Annotated in this window: 18 protein-coding genes and 1 pseudogene; 3 read left to right on the forward strand and 16 right to left on the reverse strand. The window is 60.2% G+C overall.

The window, feature by feature from the left end:
• Nucleotides 1-7 precede the first annotated feature (7 nt).
• A complete protein-coding gene (locus DC363_RS13965; RefSeq protein WP_074647077.1) occupies nucleotides 8-673 on the forward strand; it encodes a hypothetical protein in 666 nt (221 codons plus the stop codon).
• Here the strand turns inward: DC363_RS13965 and DC363_RS13970 are convergent.
• The 7 genes from DC363_RS13970 to DC363_RS14000 form a co-directional block, all read right to left on the reverse strand.
• Nucleotides 670-1326, reverse strand: a complete 657-nt coding sequence (locus tag DC363_RS13970) for a DUF6927 domain-containing protein (protein ID WP_108641787.1) — start codon at nucleotides 1324-1326, stop codon at nucleotides 670-672. The genes DC363_RS13965 and DC363_RS13970 overlap by 4 nt on opposite strands.
• Entirely contained in the window at nucleotides 1326-1919 is a 594-nt protein-coding gene (locus DC363_RS13975; RefSeq protein WP_025042408.1) for a hypothetical protein, read from the reverse strand. The genes DC363_RS13970 and DC363_RS13975 overlap by 1 nt, the downstream gene beginning before the upstream one ends.
• A gap of 74 nt (nucleotides 1920-1993) precedes the next feature.
• Nucleotides 1994-3976 carry a ParB/RepB/Spo0J family partition protein gene (locus DC363_RS13980; RefSeq protein WP_108641788.1) on the reverse strand — a complete coding sequence of 661 codons (1983 nt, stop codon included), beginning with the start codon at nucleotides 3974-3976 and terminating at the stop codon, nucleotides 1994-1996.
• A gap of 152 nt (nucleotides 3977-4128) precedes the next feature.
• Nucleotides 4129-4518: a DUF3768 domain-containing protein gene (locus DC363_RS13985; protein WP_108641789.1), complete on the reverse strand. Its 390-nt coding sequence runs from the start codon at nucleotides 4516-4518 to the stop codon at nucleotides 4129-4131.
• Nucleotides 4519-4606: 88 nt separating this feature from the next.
• Nucleotides 4607-4816: a DUF6330 family protein gene (locus DC363_RS13990; RefSeq protein WP_108641790.1), complete on the reverse strand. Its 210-nt coding sequence runs from the start codon at nucleotides 4814-4816 to the stop codon at nucleotides 4607-4609.
• A gap of 23 nt (nucleotides 4817-4839) precedes the next feature.
• A complete protein-coding gene (locus DC363_RS13995) occupies nucleotides 4840-5778 on the reverse strand; it encodes an ArdC family protein (protein ID WP_108641791.1) in 939 nt (312 codons plus the stop codon).
• 40 nt (nucleotides 5779-5818) lie between these two features.
• On the reverse strand, nucleotides 5819-6289 hold the full coding sequence (locus DC363_RS14000; RefSeq protein ID WP_241963007.1) for a hypothetical protein: 471 nt from the start codon (nucleotides 6287-6289) through the stop codon (nucleotides 5819-5821).
• Nucleotides 6290-6642: 353 nt separating this feature from the next.
• Between DC363_RS14000 and DC363_RS14005 the strand changes: the two genes are divergently transcribed.
• Nucleotides 6643-6936, forward strand: coding sequence for a hypothetical protein (locus tag DC363_RS14005; RefSeq protein WP_108641793.1), 294 nt, complete (start codon nucleotides 6643-6645; stop codon nucleotides 6934-6936).
• Nucleotides 6937-6964: 28 nt separating this feature from the next.
• Here DC363_RS14005 and DC363_RS14010 read toward each other — a convergent pair whose 3' ends face one another.
• The 7 genes from DC363_RS14010 to DC363_RS14040 form a co-directional block, all read right to left on the reverse strand.
• Nucleotides 6965-7381, reverse strand: a complete 417-nt coding sequence (locus DC363_RS14010) for a hypothetical protein (protein ID WP_241963008.1) — start codon at nucleotides 7379-7381, stop codon at nucleotides 6965-6967.
• Complete coding sequence (locus DC363_RS14015) at nucleotides 7374-7628, reverse strand: type II toxin-antitoxin system prevent-host-death family antitoxin (protein ID WP_241963009.1); 255 nt, start codon at nucleotides 7626-7628, stop codon at nucleotides 7374-7376. The genes DC363_RS14010 and DC363_RS14015 overlap by 8 nt, the downstream gene beginning before the upstream one ends.
• 77 nt (nucleotides 7629-7705) lie before the next feature.
• Nucleotides 7706-8050 carry a hypothetical protein gene (locus DC363_RS14020; RefSeq protein ID WP_146180793.1) on the reverse strand — a complete coding sequence of 115 codons (345 nt, stop codon included), beginning with the start codon at nucleotides 8048-8050 and terminating at the stop codon, nucleotides 7706-7708.
• 292 nt (nucleotides 8051-8342) lie between these two features.
• The gene (locus DC363_RS14025) at nucleotides 8343-9386 is read right to left on the reverse strand and encodes a helix-turn-helix domain-containing protein (protein ID WP_108641879.1); all 1044 of its coding nucleotides are present in this window, start codon (nucleotides 9384-9386) and stop codon (nucleotides 8343-8345) included.
• 155 nt (nucleotides 9387-9541) lie between these two features.
• Entirely contained in the window at nucleotides 9542-10612 is a 1071-nt protein-coding gene (gene repB / locus DC363_RS14030) for a plasmid partitioning protein RepB (RefSeq protein WP_108641880.1), read from the reverse strand.
• Nucleotides 10612-11799, reverse strand: a complete 1188-nt coding sequence (gene repA / locus DC363_RS14035) for a plasmid partitioning protein RepA (RefSeq protein ID WP_108641796.1) — start codon at nucleotides 11797-11799, stop codon at nucleotides 10612-10614. The genes repB and repA overlap by 1 nt, the downstream gene beginning before the upstream one ends.
• 282 nt (nucleotides 11800-12081) lie before the next feature.
• Nucleotides 12082-12963, reverse strand: coding sequence for a recombinase family protein (locus DC363_RS14040; RefSeq protein ID WP_108641797.1), 882 nt, complete (start codon nucleotides 12961-12963; stop codon nucleotides 12082-12084).
• Between the two features lie 226 nt (nucleotides 12964-13189).
• Here DC363_RS14040 and DC363_RS14045 point away from each other — a divergent pair, with 226 nt between their 5' ends.
• Entirely contained in the window at nucleotides 13190-14260 is a 1071-nt protein-coding gene (locus DC363_RS14045; protein WP_108641798.1) for a hypothetical protein, read from the forward strand.
• A gap of 510 nt (nucleotides 14261-14770) precedes the next feature.
• Here DC363_RS14045 and DC363_RS14055 read toward each other — a convergent pair.
• Together DC363_RS14055 and DC363_RS14060 are read right to left on the reverse strand one after the other, a co-directional pair.
• Nucleotides 14771-15250 (reverse strand): DUF411 domain-containing protein, encoded by a 480-nt coding sequence (locus DC363_RS14055; protein ID WP_108641799.1) that lies wholly within the window; start codon nucleotides 15248-15250, stop codon nucleotides 14771-14773.
• A gap of 45 nt (nucleotides 15251-15295) precedes the next feature.
• A pseudogene (locus DC363_RS14060) lies at nucleotides 15296-17615 on the reverse strand (heavy metal translocating P-type ATPase).
• Nucleotides 17616-17635 lie beyond the last annotated feature (20 nt).

Below are 17635 nucleotides of genomic sequence, written 5' to 3' on the forward strand. Positions count from 1 at the left end.
ACTGTCAATGTATCCACCGTTCACGGCTGATGAAGAACACCACCTTCCGAACGTCCTATCCGCACCTAGGTTTGCGACCTATCTGCGCGAAACCGGCAATGATAGGACGCGAGCTCTCCACCTATACCACTGGAATCTTCAAGTATCAGCCGCGTTCATGGTTCCACTCCATGTTTTGGAAGTTGCGCTGCGAAACGCGATCGTGGAAGCAATCGAAGCTGTCCATGGAGGAACATGGCCTTGGACACAAGGCTTCATCCGTTCGTTACCGAACCCGCGCGGTCCGGCATACAGCCCCAAACGAGACCTCGAAGGTTGCGCAGCACAGCAACCCACTGCCGGAAAGGTCGTCGCCGAACTGAAGTTCGTGTTTTGGGAGAAGATGCTGACAAACAGGCACCAAGGCAGACTGTGGGACGATCATTTCTACGCAGTGTTTCCGGACGCGCCTCGTGGTGTCGCTGCCAGCCAGCGCCGATCAGAATTAAGGTCTGACATTGAAGCCGTGAGGAGGCTCCGCAACAGAATCGCACACCATGAGCCTGTTTTTCCGCGCGCCCTTCAGGATGATTTTGATCGGATCATCCGCTGCATAAGATGGCGCAACGAAACGACCAGCAACTGGGTGCTGGAAATCGAGACGGTGCGCGCACTACTCGCAGTGCGCCCCTAAGCGTCCCGCCCCGCTAGGAATTCCGCCAGGACAGGACTGGCCGCGCCCTTTGCGGAACTGAGCAGCTCCGAGCCCGCAAGCGAGGCCCTTGAGAGCCGCACGAGCCCGCCGGTTTCCTCGATTCGGTAGCAGCGGCGTTTTTGCCGCCCGCGCCTGTAGTGGGTGGCAGTGACGATCTGGCAGGTGCTGCCATCTGTGAGTGTCACAGGGGTGGCGAGCCTGATCTTGTCGCCTTCCTCGTAGTCCGGGATCGCAGCCCAATCCCGGCAGCGCTGGCGCCAGGCATGAGCGTAGCTGCCTTCGTCTTTCAGGTTGGAGAGAAGCTCGATCAGCCGAAGGGGAGCACGTGACTCGTTCGGGCCAGCGCTTTCCTCCATGTCCTTGTAGCCCCAGCAGCCGTCATCGTATCGGGTGAGGAAGACAGCCCCGAAAGTGATGGAGCCATCGGCATCGGTCACATAGGTCGTGTCCCCGACCGGCGAGCCATCGATACTTGTGACCTTTGCCGCCGCGTACCAGGTCGAACCTACCTTGCAGGCTTTGACCAGTTCAGTTTTGCGCGTGTCGCTCTCAAAGGTGCAGAGCCGGGTGATCTCCGCTTTCTCATCCGCGTAGGTCTGGACGCGGCGATCGGCATAGAAGAGCCAACCCATCACGCCGCCCTCCGGTCATCGATTTCCATCAGCGCATCGAGCGGCACGCGGTAGGGCTGCATCGCGTCGAAATCCTCGCAATTGCCGCAGTTCTGCACGATCGCGAAGGTATCGCAGGCATCCTTGAGGATGACCCGGAAGGTGCCGCCGAGGCCCGAGGGCACTTCGTAGGTCCCGCCGATGAGATAGTCCGAGGCCCGGCGCACGAAGACGCGGATGCTGTGGCCATCGGTGGCGAGCCGGATGGCCCCCCGCCCCCGATCGATAAGCACCTGCACATCGTCGAGGATGTCGGTGTAGAACTGGCCGGTCAGATCACGAAACGCCATGCGGCGCTGCGCCATCCAGTCGGTGTCCCGAAACGGGTTCATGCCATCGGCGAAGGCAAAGGAGGGATCGGCCTGCTCGGTCGTGACGATGCGGGTGGTCGTGCCATCGATGCCGTTTGAGCGCAGATGCACACCATTGCCGACGATCAGGATCAGGGCGGGCCTGTCCACGGGCCCGTTCCAGTTGGGCAGGAAGGTTTTGCAGGCGCGCGCATGTGCGATTTGCGCCGCCACAGCGGACGCAGAGAACTTGAGAATAGCCATGGGGATGTCTTTCTGTTCGGTTTGGAAGAGGGTTGACCCGCGCAGGGAATGCCTCGCGCGGGTCGCGTGATGGCTCAGGCCGCTTGCGCGACCTCGCCGTCAGGTTCCGGGGTTTCCGTGATCGGCGCCGTCTCATCACAGGCGCCACCGGCGGTCTGCATCATCGGCGGGCACCAGGCGGCCACGGCAGCGCGCTGCGCGTCCGTGAGCGTGGCGAAGGGCTCTGCGAAGAGCTTGTCACAAAAGGCGACGATCTCCTTTTTGCTCGACGAGGCCAGCGTCACCGCCTCCTGGGCGAGACCCAGATCCTCGCCGAGGATCTTGAGAAGCCAGGCCTTCTTGAAGCGGTTGAACAGCGCCGCGTTCGGCGTCCAGTGGGCGCGAATGTCGGGCATGATCTCGATCTCGAAATCATGCATCAGGCTGTCGCGCTGGCGGTCCCGCGCGAAGCAGGACTGCGTGGTGCTGGCGGTGGCATAGGCGACGAGCTTGGCCTTCTCCCCTGCTTCGAGCGCGCGAAACGCCGCGAACTGATCGGCGGGCGCGCGGGCGTCATCGAGCCACGAGAGGTCAAGCGCATCATGCGCCGCCGCCACCTGTTCAAGCGAGGTCTCGTCGATCTCGTCCATCTTGGCGTGGCTGCGGTATTCCTTGCGGGCATCGATCTTGATCGCCTGCGTGACACTCATTCCACTGGCCAGAACATCACTAACCAGCTTGAAGAGCGTGAGATCGAGCGTGGCCTCGGGATGCAGCGCCATCGCGGCGCCGAGGGCCATGGCCCGCTCGGTCTTGAGGTCCTCTGCCAGCGAGGCCGGGTAGGTGATTTCGCCGGCGTCCGGGGCTTCTTCCCCGGTCGGGCCAGCCGAGGAGCCGCGTGCGCCCTCCTCTTTGACGGTGTCTTCCGGGCGGACGAGGCCAACATGGAGGGTCACCTGCCCGCCCGACCAGGACGCGATTACCCCAGACCGCGCGAGGTCCTCGGCGCTGTAGGCCTCCTGCAGGTCGCGGGCTTCCTCTTCCAAGGCGTCCACGCGCTCGTAAAGCGCGTTGTAGGCACCGTCCTCGAGCCCCTCATCCTCCATCTCGAGCTGCAGTTTCTCGAGTTCGGCGGTGATCTTATCGATGCGCTTTTGCGCAGCCTCATCAGGCTCGATCGGGCCGGGATAAACGCGGCCGTAGTCGGCCATGGTCGCGTAATCATAGCGCACCAAAGCATCAGCCCAAGCAAAGCCCAGCCTCATACGGGCCTCTTCGGCGGCGGCCCCAAGCTTCTCGAGCAGGATGGTCTCGACCAGCGCCGCATCCTCGAGCACGGAATGTTCTTCCAGAAGATCGGCCGCGACAGCGCCGCCCCGCGCCTCGTAGTCCGCGCGCACGAAAGCCCCGATATCGTCACTGACCTGCACACCGCGGGATTTGAGCGCCTGTCGAACGGTGTAGGCCTGCAGATAGCCGCCGTCTTTCGTGAGCGCCTCATAGACCTCGCGCTGCGCCGCCTGGCTCGGGTGCTCGGCGAAGGCTTTCATCGCGTCGAGCGTGATCGTCTTGGCCCGTGCCGCGGTGCGGATGTCGGGGTGGATAAGGCCATAGCGCAACCGGCCTTTCACGGCGGCCACAGTGGTGCCGAAGGTCTTTGCGATCGTCTCGGGCGTCTGGCCGTCGACCTCCATCATCCGGGCGAAGGCCTCGAACTCGTCGATTGCGTTCATCGGCACCTGGGTGATGTTTTCGGCAAGAGACAACGCCGTGGTGACATCGCAGTCCTCAGGGACAAGGCGGCAGTCCACCTTGGTCTTCGCTGTGAACCCCTTGGTGCCCTTGTCGGCGATCAGCTCCTTCAGCGCGGCATGGCGTCGGCCACCGGCGAGGACAGCATATTTGCCGTCAAGCTTCTGGACGAGGAGCGGCTGGAGCAGGCCCAGCACAGCGATGCTGGCCTTCAGATGTGCGATGTTCTCGGGGTCATAAGTTTCCGGCGCGTTGCTGCGCACATTGGCGGGATGCGGGACCAGATCGCCAATGGCGATGGTAAGGGGAGCAAAGCTTGTGGTCATGGGATATCCTTCCAGGTGGGTGAGATGCGGCCCGCGCGCTTGCGCGTGACCAATCCCCGGCTTCGGGGATCACCACGACAAAAGGCCCACTCTCCCTTTGAGGGTCAGTGGGCCTTCATCGCCTGGGGTTTCAGCAGGGGGTATCCCCTGCCCTACCAGTCGCGCGCCAGCATGATGGTCAGCACGCGCATGGTGGTGGCAGGATTGTCCGGGGTCTCAGCCCCGTAGCGGAAATCAGAATCTGCCTCATAGAGATCGATTTTCCAGAACACGGTCTCGCCCCGGATCTCGACCGCCCCGAAATCGTGCCAGCCTTCCGGGTCATTCTCGGGCTCGAATGTGGCAAACTCACCGGTCGCCTTCACCGCCTCGGCCATGAAGCCGTCACCGGCCTCCATAAGCGAACGGGTGACATGCATCCGGCCCTGGATGGACTGGGCGGGCGGCACTCCAAGGCACGCGAGCTTGCGAAACGCGTCGTTCTGCGCCGCGATCACACTCGGATCCGGACGGTCTGGCTGGGGTTGAATGGTCATGGACATGGGGATTTCCTTTGAGAAGTTTGAAACACCCTTCTCAAAGCCCGCTTTTTCTTTTCCGTGCGGCGGATGAATCGAGGCCGAAGGCGCCCTACCCGAGCAGCCCCTTGGGTCTGTAATTCGGGTTGGGGATGGTTTCGATCCAGCCGCCCTGTTCTTTGATGCTCTCGAGCGCTGCCGAGAACGGATAAGCGCCCTCGGACTGGCTCCACCAATAAGCTCCGCGTTTGAAGGTGATGATCTTGCGGCGGCCGTCGTTGAAGCAGGCCACCCGCAGCGTCTTGGGTTCCTTGCGTGACATGCGAGTCTCCGTTCTCCGTGTGGTCAGGCGGCCTCGGCACTGCGACCTGCCCTGCCCACCTCCGATCTGGCGATCAAGTAGTCGCAGGCGCGCTGCGCGTCCGCGGCGTGCTTGAAGATCGCACCCTTGTCCGAGCGCAGGACGCGCAACCAGTTGTGGAGATAGGCGGCATTCATCTCGAGCGTATGCGCCGTGAAGCCGAGCGTCTGACCCAGGAACACCGAGGTCAATTCCGCGACGATCTCCTCGCGCGCATAGGACGTGTTGCCAAACTTCGAGAACCCGAAATCACGGTTCAATCGATGGGGGGCTTTCGTGGCATGGGCGAGCTCATGGGCCCAGACCCCGTAGAAATTGCGCGGGTCCTGGAACCGCGTGATGAACGGCATGTAGACCTTGTCCACGGGCGGCAAATAGTACGCCTCCGTGCCCGTGAAGACGGTCGTGATGTCGATGGCATCGAAAAACGCCTGCATGTGCGGGATGGGCTCGGACGGCGGATGCTCGAGCACGGGCTCCGGATCGGGGAAGAAGCTGTCGGGCAAGCCCTCGATCTGGCAGGCATTGAACACGCGGTAGGATTTCTGGAAGCGGAAGATGTGGGCTTCCTCGGAGCGATCATCGCCATCGCTGCGGTCGTCCTTGTCGCCGGCGTCTTTCCGGCTTTGGCCGTAATAGACGACGACAGAGGATTTCTCGCCCTTGCGGACCTTTGCGTCCAACGCATTGGCCTGCGGCAACGTCATCCAGAAGGGAGAGCTGTGGCCCGCCATCACGGTCCGCATCGTCAGCAGGAAGTTGTTCACTCCCTGGTAGGGTTCCCCGCCCACGCGCAGGGGACGAGAGCTGCCACCTGCGGTCCATGGCTTGCGCCACGGCAGGACGCCGCGCTCGATGATACGGATGATTTCGTTGGTGATGACCTCAGAGGCATCGAATTTGGGCGTGCGGGATCGGGCCATGGCTGGCCTCCTTTCGAATGTTGGTGTGAGGGAATTGTGATCAGGCTGACTGACGGGGGCGTGGATCGTTGGCGATCCTGGCACCGAGGGCTTCGACCATGTCGATGTATTCGGCCAGCGAGACGGACGTGCCAGGAACGCAAGGGTCAGGGTCGACCGATCTGTCCCGCGCCACCCACGGCAGGTTCGCGAGGGCGATGACATTGGTGACAGGTCGGATATCGATGAACGGTGCCCCTCGCGCGACCGCAAGAGCGGCCAAGGGAAAGCGCTCGATCGGCGCGAGAGCCGAAACGGTGGTCCAGCCGAGATGGAGGAACGTCCCACCCTCTCCACAGATCACATGCGCGTTTGGCAATGACGCCGCCTGTTTCAGATAGCCGAGATCACGCAGGACAGTCTCGCGCTCGAGCCGGTGTGCCTGCCGCGTCTGGCCGGTTCGGCGTAGCTCCTTGTGTCGCCACCACGAGGCAGCGGTCGCGCGCAACACGCGCAAGATACCTGTTTGCATCGGAATGCCCTTCATCAGGAAAGACAGACCGGAACCCGGCCCGGACCCATCTGAGGGACCCCAAAGGCCCTCATCCGTCAGTCACAAAACCCGAAGGACACTTTCACTCTTTAGGGATCTGATGCCGGAGAATGTTAAATGCGAAGCTCATGAGAACCTACGATCCCGCACTTTCCGGCATCAAACCCCAATCAGGAACAGGATCAGGCCCAGACACCCCCTTTCGGGCACCCCAAAGGCCTGACCTTCCCCGGCCCTCCTCTTCCTCTCAAACCCCGTGATCTGCGCAGGTGGCTTGCTTTTGTTCCTGTTATGTTCTATGTTGAGAGTCAAGCTAAGAAGGGAGATCCCCGATGGAAAGCACCACTTACGCCCTGCCCGCGACGCCAAAGCAGATCGCCTATGCGCGCGCGCTGGCCCTGCGCAACCAGACGCTTCTGCCGTGGGAGGTTCAGCAAGATCGGCGCTCGTTGAGCGCCTGGATCGACGCACAGGCCAAGCTGAACCCAAGCGCGCAGGACAGCCGTCCGACATCGAAACAGGTAGCCTTCGCTGAGCGCCTCGCCCGCATAAAACGCCGCGCCGTGCCCGACGAGTGCTTCCGCGACAAGGGGCTGATGTCGAAATGGATCGACGGGAACAAATGAAGCTGGGCAGCCCCTGCGGTGATCGACGCTACTTCAACCGATCAACAACGGATGCCCCGCCCGATCTGGCAAGCGCGATCAGGCTGGACTGGATCTTGGATGTGAAGACGGAACTGAACGAGCCGATGGGCGTGCGATCCTCCCAGACATAGGACCGCTCCAGAATATCGGTGTTGATTTCGTCCAGCATGACCCATTTGCGGACATGGGTTTCTAACCCCACGCGCTGCGACTCGATCTGTGGCACCTCGATAAACTTGCGCGAGGGCAAAGGCGGCTGCGTCGTGATCGGCAGGATGAACACCACGGTCTCGTTATCGGACTTGGCGACAGTGACGGCGATACAAACAGGCCGCGTCTTGCGGCCCTCAGTCTCGCCCGCCATCTGTTCGCGTTTCCACAGGAACGGATAGCGGAAAACCTCTCCAGCCGCAGGCTTAGTCATCCGCCTGCGTCAAGTCCCGCTCGAGCCCTTTTATCATCAGCGCCTTGAGATCCTCGGGCATCTCGTCGATCATGTGAGCCTGTTGCGTGGCCCCCCGCGCGAGCTGCTGGTACTGGTCCATGCTCATCAGCACGAATTTTGGCTTGCGATGTTTGGTGATCGCGATCGGCGAGCGAATGGCCGCGTCGAACAGGTCACTTGTGTGCCGCGTCAGGTCGGCCGCCTTGAACTCGGGAAGCTCTTGCATGATCTGGGTCTCCATTTGTGCAGAATATACATACATTCTGGATATTCTGCAAGAGATGGGTTGAACCCTCCCCTGTGTCATCCGAACTGCCGCCCCCCTGGGGTGAAGGTGTATTCATCGGCGATGATGGAGTCCTCAACGGACTCATCGGATGTGAAGTGGTCGTAGCTGCGATAGACTGTAAGCGTGCCGTAGCGGTCTAGCGTGACGAAGGCCCCTGCCCGCCAGATCTCCATTTGATCGAAGATCAACACCCGGGTCTCAAGCTTGTCTATCTCCGCTTCCAAAACGCCAAGCCGCGTGTCGATCTCGTCGGAGATTTCATCCTGACCCTCGTATTCCTCTTCCAGCGCCTGATACTTGGAGAGCAGTTTGGTGTGAACCGCTTCTTCTTCATCCGTCACCAGCCGATCGAGCAGCATTGTGCCACCCGCAGGCTTATAGGCGTTAACACGCACAAAAACCGCGGGCAGGTTAGTCACCCGGACCGAGGCCTCGGTGAGCATCCACCAAATCTGGAATGGCTTCTTGTTCTACGATGACTTGTTCATATCCCAGACCTGCACTTGACGCGCGTGATCGGTGTTTACCTTCAAACCAACACCTTCCTTCTTGATGATCGTATGGTTTGAACTGTGCCGCAATTGTTGCTTGATCTTCGATGGCTATGCAGACTCACAAGCCGATTGAGTTAATACGGCAAGAGCATCGGTTTCACTGCCTCATCATAGCGTCGAGGTAGGCGTTGTTGTTCCTCACCTGTCCTGTGCTGGCTCTCAAAATTAATTCGTCGAGCGCAATAAGGAGCTGCCCTGGACCTTGTTCCCTAAGGTGTTTCATGATCCTGCCTTGTTCTATTCTTAGCAATTTTCCGACATTGGCCAACATTTCGACAACTGATTGATGATCTCTTGGTTCATGTGGGAAGAAGTCCGATACGTTTTTCAGGTCCGTCCAAGCCATAAGTGTTGGATCCCGGCGTTCCTGAAAGCCTGAGCTACTGCACGCACCTGCTCTATCCTTTTTTATATTCAATCTTGTGGGTTCTACGTGCCGGACATTTTGTCCGTCGTTGCCGGACATTTTGTCGGGCATTGTTTCCTGAGCGTCATGGTTTCCGGCCGGAAACTTTCTGATGGTCGCTCCGGCTAACTCTGCCAGCTTCTTGATAAGCTCTAGGATTTCGTCGGCTTTGAGAGTTGCGCGGCGTAGGATGTTGCGCACGTTTTGGAGAAATGTGAATGTCTCATCATCGTTTGCTTGGCGCAAAGCTTCCACACGAAGAGCCAGTGCTTCCGCCCGGAGTGACCGTAGCTCTTCTTGATCGCGGACAAGCTGTTCAGCTTGTTCTGTGAGCTCACTCTCCCGATCAAACATTGGCTGTAGATCGAAGCCAAAGGCATCTCTGATCAATCCACCGTAGCGAAGAGGGAACCGTTTGCGGGTTGCGCTATCCCTGCGTTGGATCAAATTGGCGTCCACGAGGCGTCCGATACACCGTCGGATCGTTCTCTCGTTCAGACCGTTCGTTCTCTCAGACAACGATGCGTTTGAGGGGAAGACGGTAGTCATTGAAGCTGTTTGTCCGGCCTTCTTCGGCATGAAGCTGATTAAGGCCTGCAGTGTCACAAGATCATTTGGTGTCAAACCGAGTTCTTTGCGAAGCGTTCGGATCGGCTCGATGACCCTGTACGGGTTCGTACAGGGTACAGGAGATCGTTCCGCCAAGGCGGGTGTGTGAGAAAATACCTGTCTCATGATGATGTCGGCTGAAAAAGCTTCCCCGTTCACCGCGAACGGTGTTGAAATCGATTCGGCTTCGGGGTATCAATCAGGTGTCTAAGCTAATCGAGGCCCTTCGGAAGCACTGCTTTCGGGGGGTCTTTCCTTTTCTGGCCTGTCCTCCTTTCTGTTCAGTTTTCGTTATCGTCTATGTCAGGACCATCAAGATCCCGATCCCTGCCGGAGACTGGGTTACCTATAGGTTCCATTTTCTCTGGGTTAATGATCTGCCCCGGACCAGCGGCCTTCGCGTTCGCCAACGCGAGAAGAGCGGCCTCTGGATTCTCAGAGATCCACTTATGAAGCCCGTCATCTCTGTTCTTGACGGTGATGATCACGTTTCTCTTGGTGACCTTCACCATCCCGAGTTCTGTCTGGATTGCCGATGGGGCAGGGGGCTTGTGCTGTTTCAGGAGCCCTTCGAACACCGCAAAGCGTTCGTCGGAGGTCTTGCCTGAAACTCTGGATTCCATGAGAGCATCATGGAATTCTCGGTTTCCGGCCGGAAACCCTTCATCTCCAGAGAAGCCAAGGCTCTCATAAGACTTTGCGGCAGCATACCAACGATCCCGTCCAACCCCGGGTGCCGCCCCGATCTTTTGGATGAGTTCAGTCGGAATACAGGAAGTGACTTGTTTCATGCGAGCAAGTCCTGTGAGCTTGTCACCGGCTTTTCTGGCTTTCTGATCGATGTTGAGGGCGTCACAGACCAGCCCCTCATCCTTGCCGGACTCTATGAGAGAACGTGCAAACAGGGCTTTCTCAATCCAGCTGAGGTCTTTTCGAAAGCTGTTCTCTTGGCCTTGTGCAAGAATCGCTTGATCCTCATCCAAGCCTCTGATGAGAGCCTTTGCGGGCTTGCCGATAAGTCGAAGGGCAGCTAATCGCCTGCGCCCATAGATGATCCTGTATCGCCCCCCTTCGGGGCTCAGAAGTATCGGGATAAGCTGTCCCTGCTTGTCAATACTTTCAGCCAGTTCCCTGATGTCATCTTCGTCATCCGGGGCCAGACGATCCTGGAACTCGGAATCATCAATAAGATCGGTACTGATTTCTTGAATTGAAGATTGTGCCGCATCCTGAAGAGAACGGGCCATTCCCGAAAGGGCAGGGGCTCGTGACTGGGTTCGAGTCGGAGAAATCGACGAGTTCTCCTGCTTTTCTTCATCCTCGGGAATGTCGAATGTGACTTTGCGGGCCATTACTTGCGCCCCCATGCCGTTTTGATGAGCCCTTCGATCTCCGCCACAACCCCGTTGATGGACTCGATAGCCCGATCATACGTCTGGCGATGAAAATCCGTTCTGGCGATCTCGAACAGTGTCTGTTGCGTGAGCCCAGCGTCAGAGACTGCAGAGGATTTCAGGAAAGGCTGTGTAAGAACGTCATCCGTGAACATGGTCCGCAGGAATGCCGCCATCTGGGTTTGGGGGCCGTCATTGGGCTCGAAACGAGTGATTAGAAACCTCATGAAGTCCCAGTCGGGCGATGCGCCCACATCAGCAATTGTTGCCATGAGGCTGGATGTGAGCTGCAGGAATTGGGCCATCGAGGCGACGTCAAGCATGCTTGGAATGACGGTGACGACTAGGGATGTCGACGCTACCAAAGCTGATAGTGTGGTAAACCCGAGTTGGGGTGGGCAGTCGATGACGACAATGTCGTAGTCTGTCTCGACTTCATTAATGCAAAGGGCAAGCCGCTGATAGAACGGCGGCCTGATATTGTTTCGAAGGGCGTGTGCGGTTTCGGTCTCGAACTCAGAGAGCAGCAAGCCGGCCGCAGCTAGATCGAGGTTGTGGAAATACGTTTTGCGCACAACGTCTCTAAAGGGGATAGGGTCTTCGTACCGTAGCGCATCGTACACCGTTCCGGCTTCAGGGAAGTCGATTTCCGGCCGGAAACCGAACATGGTGGTCATTGAGGCTTGCGGGTCGAGATCGATTGCCAGAACTCGATAACCGTCAAGGGCGAGCTTTTGGGCCAAGTGGATCGCCGTTGTCGTCTTTCCGGCGCCCCCTTTGAAGTTGGCGATCGAAATGATCTGGATATGCTCCCCTTCCCGACGACGAGGAACGATATGCTGGAACTTGGTGCTTGACCGGGCAATTTCGTGGCGCGCTATGTCGATCTGCTCTGCAGTGTAGAACCTGCGGCCGCGGGCATCCGTCTCGATGTCACCGAGATCGAGCTTGTCCTCGAAGAACATCTTCCGTAGAAAATCCTGGCTTACCCCGAGGATCTGAGCAACCTCCGTGGATGAGAACCGTCTGAGAGCCTTTCGTTCATCAGGTAGAAACGACTTGCGCATATTCACATCAAGCGATTTGCTTAGACGTGTCGCCATCGTTTGGATCTTTTGATCCATTCTGATCCGCTGCTCGTTCATGCCCGTCCCGCCGCCCGTCTTCCGGGTCTATCTTGAGAAGGAACGCAAAACCGCCGGAAACTGATGGTTAGCGTTCTTCCGCAAAAATGTCAGGAAAGCGTTTGACAGGCAAGGATTTTTTCAAATGGTGGGCCGGTGCCCGATGAAATCATTTATTTACAATGACTTATCCTATTTCGCGGTTCCGGCGCGTCAAGTGCTTGTGTCGCTGCCATCTCTTAAACGCAAGATGTACCCGATTCACATAGGCGGTTTTGCTTCCAAAGAACGAATCTGAGTCTCTTAAATCATTCCCAGCTTCTCCGCTCGCTCCAACAGCATCTTCACCGACGAAGGCTGCCAGCTTGTCCGCCCGCGGGGCGTGCGTTCGCGCATCGCTTCCAGCCGGGTGCAGATCGCCTGAAGCGTGATGTCGGGGTCCGCGCCCTTGATGCCGGCGACGATGGCGGGCAGACGGTCGTCGGTTTCGCGGCGCCCGGCGCGGGCTAGCACCTCGGCCGGCAGGAAGCCGTCGCCGACATAGGCCTTCACAGCGCGCAAGAGACGGCTTTGGGTCCAGCGACGCGCCTCGGGCAAGGGGCCGTTGATGATGCGCACCACGTCTTCCCAGGCCAAGTCGGGTCGCAACCGGCGCACATGGGGCACCCAATCTTGTGCCGTCTCGTTCAGACGCTCCATGTAGCCGTCTTGTCGCGCCAGCCGTACTTTGCGAAGAGCAGCAGGGTCTTTGGCCCGCAGTCCAGGGTTCCCGCCGACCCGGCCCTTGGTACGGGCGCTCGCCAGCCCTGCTTTGGTACGTTCCCGGATCAGCGCCCGCTCGAACTCGGCCGCGGCGCCCAGAACCTGCAGCGTGAACTTGCCTTGCGGGGATCCGGTGTCGATCGGGTCCTGAATGGAACGAAAGAACGCCCCCTTGGCCTCCAACCGTTCGATCACCTCGAGAAGGTGCGACAGAGACCGTGCGAGCCGGTCGATCCGTACGACAACCAGCGTGTCGCCCTTGCTAATGCGCTCCAGCAAGCGGGCAAGCACCGGCCGGGCACGATTGCCGCCTGAGGCGTGCTCTTCGAAGATCTCGACGCATCCCGCAGTTTGCAGAGCCTCAGACTGGGGCAGGGGGGTCTGATCCTCTGTGGATACGCGCGCATAGCCTATCAGGGGCATGAAAATCGGCCGTTTGCAATTTCATATACCGTTACTAAACGACCGTTTGTAAACGAATGCAAGTGAGTGTTCTCTCGTCGTGCTGGCGTACAATGCCTTGGTTTCCTAGCGCTGAGCGCGATCTGAGAGGTTCCGCCGGCAGACGTGCGCGCGTACTATATCAAGGGCATAAGCAACGGCCATCAAAACGCTTGGGTAATGTGCAAAAGATCAGTATTTTGCACATATGAAATCACAAACGTCTACTTTGACTGATGATTACGACAACCCCCTCATCACCACCGAAGAGGATGAAGAGGCTCACGAAGACGATCTCTGGTTTCTACCTGAGTCACTAGAAGAAGAACCGGATGATTTGCCTCCAGGGCCACGGGCGGAACCGCCCGACACTGCTGTCATCGAAGACTGGGTAAAGGCAGAAGGCGTTCACGCTGCGCGACTGGCAAGAGTGGCTGGACGCCTGGGGGCTCTGGATGACCGGCTGCTGCGTGGCCCGGAAGGCTGGCGGCATCGTCTCGCTCTTATCGAGGCAGCGGACCTCAGCTGGTTCGCAGGGGATCGGGTGAGTTCTGATCGTCTTGCGCTCTGGGTTTCGATGCGGCTCTCGGGCGCGCAGGATGACCCAAATGCCCTGGCAAGAGTTGGATGGGCTGTTCGGCGCCTGACAGGCGGTCCCGGACCAAAGGGTGACTTGGCCGCCTTCCTAGATCGCCGCGATCCCGAGAACATTGAAGACAGCACTGAGCGTTTCGAAGATCGCGCGGGCGGATGGCTGGACGTAATGGCAGCTGCATGTGATTTCCACCCAATCACGCGGGCTTGCATGGGCTTTCATCTCTGGAGCCTGGCGGGCCTCGGACAGCACGGCGACCGTATGGAAGCCGCAGTCACCGCGTCCAGGATCGCGGCCAGCGACGGAAGCGGCGCCATCTTCGCACCGCTCGCTATGGGCGGGGCAGGGGGGCTGCGTGTCTCGGGCTCGCCAACCGAACGCTTGGCCCGCTGGTTGGATGGGATGAACAACGGGATTTTAACGGCGATGCGAACACTTGATGGTATTGAAGCGTGGACCGGGCGAGCAGAAAGCGTCATGGCGCAATTGTCTGGCCGCACGCCGGTCGCCTTGCGAAAAACTTTCTCTGAGTGGCCCTTGGTGTCCGCCCCAATGGCTGAGGCCATGACCGGAGCTAGTCGCGCCGCGGTTCAGCGCAATCTGACGCGGATGGAAGAAAGCGGTTTGATCCGTGAGATGACGGGGCAGGCGCGGTTTAAGATGTGGAAAGCTGATGGCGTATAGACTGTCCAGTGATGGATGGTCGCGATTAGCGCTGCTTTTCAGAGGTTTACGTGACAGCGTGTGCAGTGATGTTCATGTTTCGATCGCGCAGTTTCGTGTCCCGTCGCACTTGTCGCAACCCGCCCTCATGAGCGGAGTCACGTACGATCATTTAGCCCGCAGGCGAATAAAATGACCTCGTTTGGGCGCTGACCTCTCAGGCATCGGCGCGCCCGAAAAGAAGCAGGGTTAATGAGGCCGAGGCGCATCATTCTCGTTCTCGCGACGGTCTGGCTAAGCGGCGGCGCGACGGGCGCTTCTGACTGATATCGGCACAGGGCGTGTCCGCCCGCCGTCGAGTACAGCTGGGAGTTCCAGATGCGGGCTGCCGAGGAACCTACTTTGATGCCAGAGGAGTCGGCGGCTGTGGAGATGCTGAGCGACTACATCGTGATGCGGGAACAGGTGCGGGCGTACCCCAGACCATGAAACCATGTGCCGGGCATCAATGATGGTCGATCCGAGGAGGTGTCAGGCAGCCTCATAGCGGGCGAACACCTCTGTCGTACCGTCGCGCTGGATCAGGAACACGTCGTAGGCTTCGCGCGCGCTCTCCGGCCCCATCCCCGGCGAGCCATAAGGCATGCCCGGGACGGCCAGACCGACCGCATTGGGCCGCTCTGCCAGGAGACGCCGAATATCCGTGGCAGGGACGTGCCCCTCGATCATGTAGCCATCGATCCGGGCCGTGTGGCAGGACACCATCTCTTGCGGGATCCCGTTGTCGGACTTGTACCGCATCAGCAGCGTTCCGAAGCTGTTCTCGGTGGTAACCTCGAAGCCGTGGCTTTCCAGGATCTCGATCCAGGCGGAACAGCAGCCGCAGTTCGGATCCTTCAGAACATGTACCGCCGGTCCGGCGGATTGGGCCAGCGATACCTGTGGGGCTGCTGCAAGGAGCGCCGCGCCGCCGACCAGCACTTCGCGACGGGTAGGTCTTTCGTGGTTCATGCCGTTCTCCTTTACCAAATGGAAACTGATATAGGGCTGTCGGTCTCAAAGGTCGATCCGCCTGAGGCGCAGCGCGTTGGTGATGACAGATACCGACGACAGACTCATAGCGGCGGCGGCGATCATCGGCGACAGCAACAGGCCGACAAACGGATACAGAACCCCGGCGGCGATGGGCACGCCCGCGGCGTTGTAGACGAAGGCGAAGAACAGGTTCTGCTTGATGTTCCTCAGTGTCGCCACCGCCAGCCTCCGCGCCCGGACAAGCCCCACGAGGTCGCCGCGCATGAGCGTGATCCCCGCGCTTTCCACCGCCACATCGGCCCCGGTGCTCATGGCGATACCGACGTCGGCCGCAGCCAGCGCTGGGGCGTCGTTCACGCCGTCGCCGGCCATCGCAACGGAGGCGCCCGTCGCGCGCAGCTCTTCGACGAGTTTCTGCTTGTCCTCCGGCAGGACGCCCGCGCATGCCGAGCTTGCCAGCAACCGCCTGTGCGGTGCTTTCGTTGTCGCCGGTGGCCATGATGATCTTGAGGCCGAGAGCGTGAAGGTCGCGGATCGCGGCCGCCGTCGTCTCCTTGATCGGGTCGGCCACGGCGACGATCCCGGCCAGAGCGCCATCGACGGCGACGAACATCGCGGTCTTGCCATCGGCGCGGAGCGTATCGGCGTCCGCCTCGGCCTCGTCCGTCGCAAGACCGAGATCCGACATCATGGCGGCATTGCCGAGCGCGACTTTGCGCCCCCCGACCGTGCCGTGCACGCCCTTGCCGGTCACGGCCTCGAAATCCTCGGCTGTACCGAGCGACAGGTCGCGGTCCTTGGCGCCGGCCACGATCGCCTCGGCGAGCGGATGCTCGGAGCCACGCTCGAGCGCTGCGGCGAGGGCCAGTACCTCCGCCTCGTCGCCCTGAAGCGCCACCACGTCGGTCAGACGCGGCTTGCCTTCGGTCAACGTTCCGGTTTTGTCGACGATCACGGTATCGACCCGAGCCATGCGCTCCAACGCCTCGGCGTCCTTGATGAGGACCCCGGCCTGCGCGCCGCGCCCGGCGGCGGTGGTGATCGAGATCGGCGTGGCAAGCCCCAGAGCACAGGGACAGGCGATGATCAGGACCGACACGGCCGAGGCGATGGCGAAGGCCAGCGCCGGTTCGGGCCCGGCCCAGAGCCAGACGACGAAGGCGACGATGGCCACCAGAACCACGGTCGGCACGAAAATCGAGGACACCTTATCTGCCAGACCCTGGATCGGTGCCCGCGAGCGCCGCGCCCCTGCAACCATCTCGACGATCTGCGAGAGGACCGTTTCGGCACCGACTTTGGTCGCGCGAACAGCAAGCGTCCCGTTCTTGTTGATCGTACCGCCGGTGGCGCGGTCGCCTTCGACCTTCTCAACCGGTATCGACTCGCCCGTGATCATGCTCTCGTCGACCGAGGAGCGGCCTTCGACTACGTCGCCGTCCACCGGCACGCTGTCGCCCGGTCGGACCCGCAAGAGGTCGCCTTCCACGATGTTCTCGAGCGGTGCGTCATATTCCGAGCCGTCGGGTAGGATGCGCCGTGCGGTCTTCGGCGCCAGATCCAGAAGTGCGCGGATCGCATCGCCCGTCCGCTCCCGCGCGCGCAATTCGAGCACCTGACCCAAGAAGATCAGCGCGACGATCACGACGGCGGCCTCGTAGTATGTGCCAACGCCATGGCCCATTCGGTACGCGTCGGGGAACATACCTGGCGCAAAGGTCGCAACCAGCGAGTAGAGATAGGCAGCACCCACGCCAAGTGCGATCAGCGTCCACATGTTCGGAGAGGCATTGCGGAAGGAGTCGATGCCGCGCCGGAAAAACGGCAGCGCCGCCCAGAGGACGATGGGCGTCGCCAACACGAACTCCACGTAGCTCGCCGTCTGGTGTCCGATCCAGTCGCGCACCGGCAGCGCCACCATTTCGCCCATGGTGAGCACGATAAGCGGCACCGCCGCCGTCGCCGAGATCCACATGCGGCGTGTGAAGTCGACAAGTTCGTGGCTCGGCTCGTCCGACGGCACCATCGGCTCCAGCGCCATGCCGCAGATCGGGCAACTGCCCGGCGCGTCGCGGACGATCTCGGGGTGCATCGGGCAGGTGTATTGCGTCCCCGGCAGCGCCCGCTGCCCTGCCTTCTTGGCGTTTCCGGAGGCGTAGAAATGCGGGTCTGCACCGAACTTTTCCTGGCAACCGGCCGAGCAGAAGTAAAACGTCTCGCCGCCATGGACGCGGCTGCGGGTGCCCTCCTTGATCTCGACGGTCATTCCGCAGACCGGATCTGTCGCGGTTTCGGCGCCCGGAGCGATGTCGGGCGCGGCATGATGATGATCGTGCTCCATGTTCCGTCTGCCTTTTGTAA

The sequence above is a fragment of the Thalassorhabdomicrobium marinisediminis genome (genome assembly GCF_003072065.1).
Classification (GTDB): Bacteria; Pseudomonadota; Alphaproteobacteria; order Rhodobacterales; family Rhodobacteraceae; genus Octadecabacter; species Octadecabacter marinisediminis.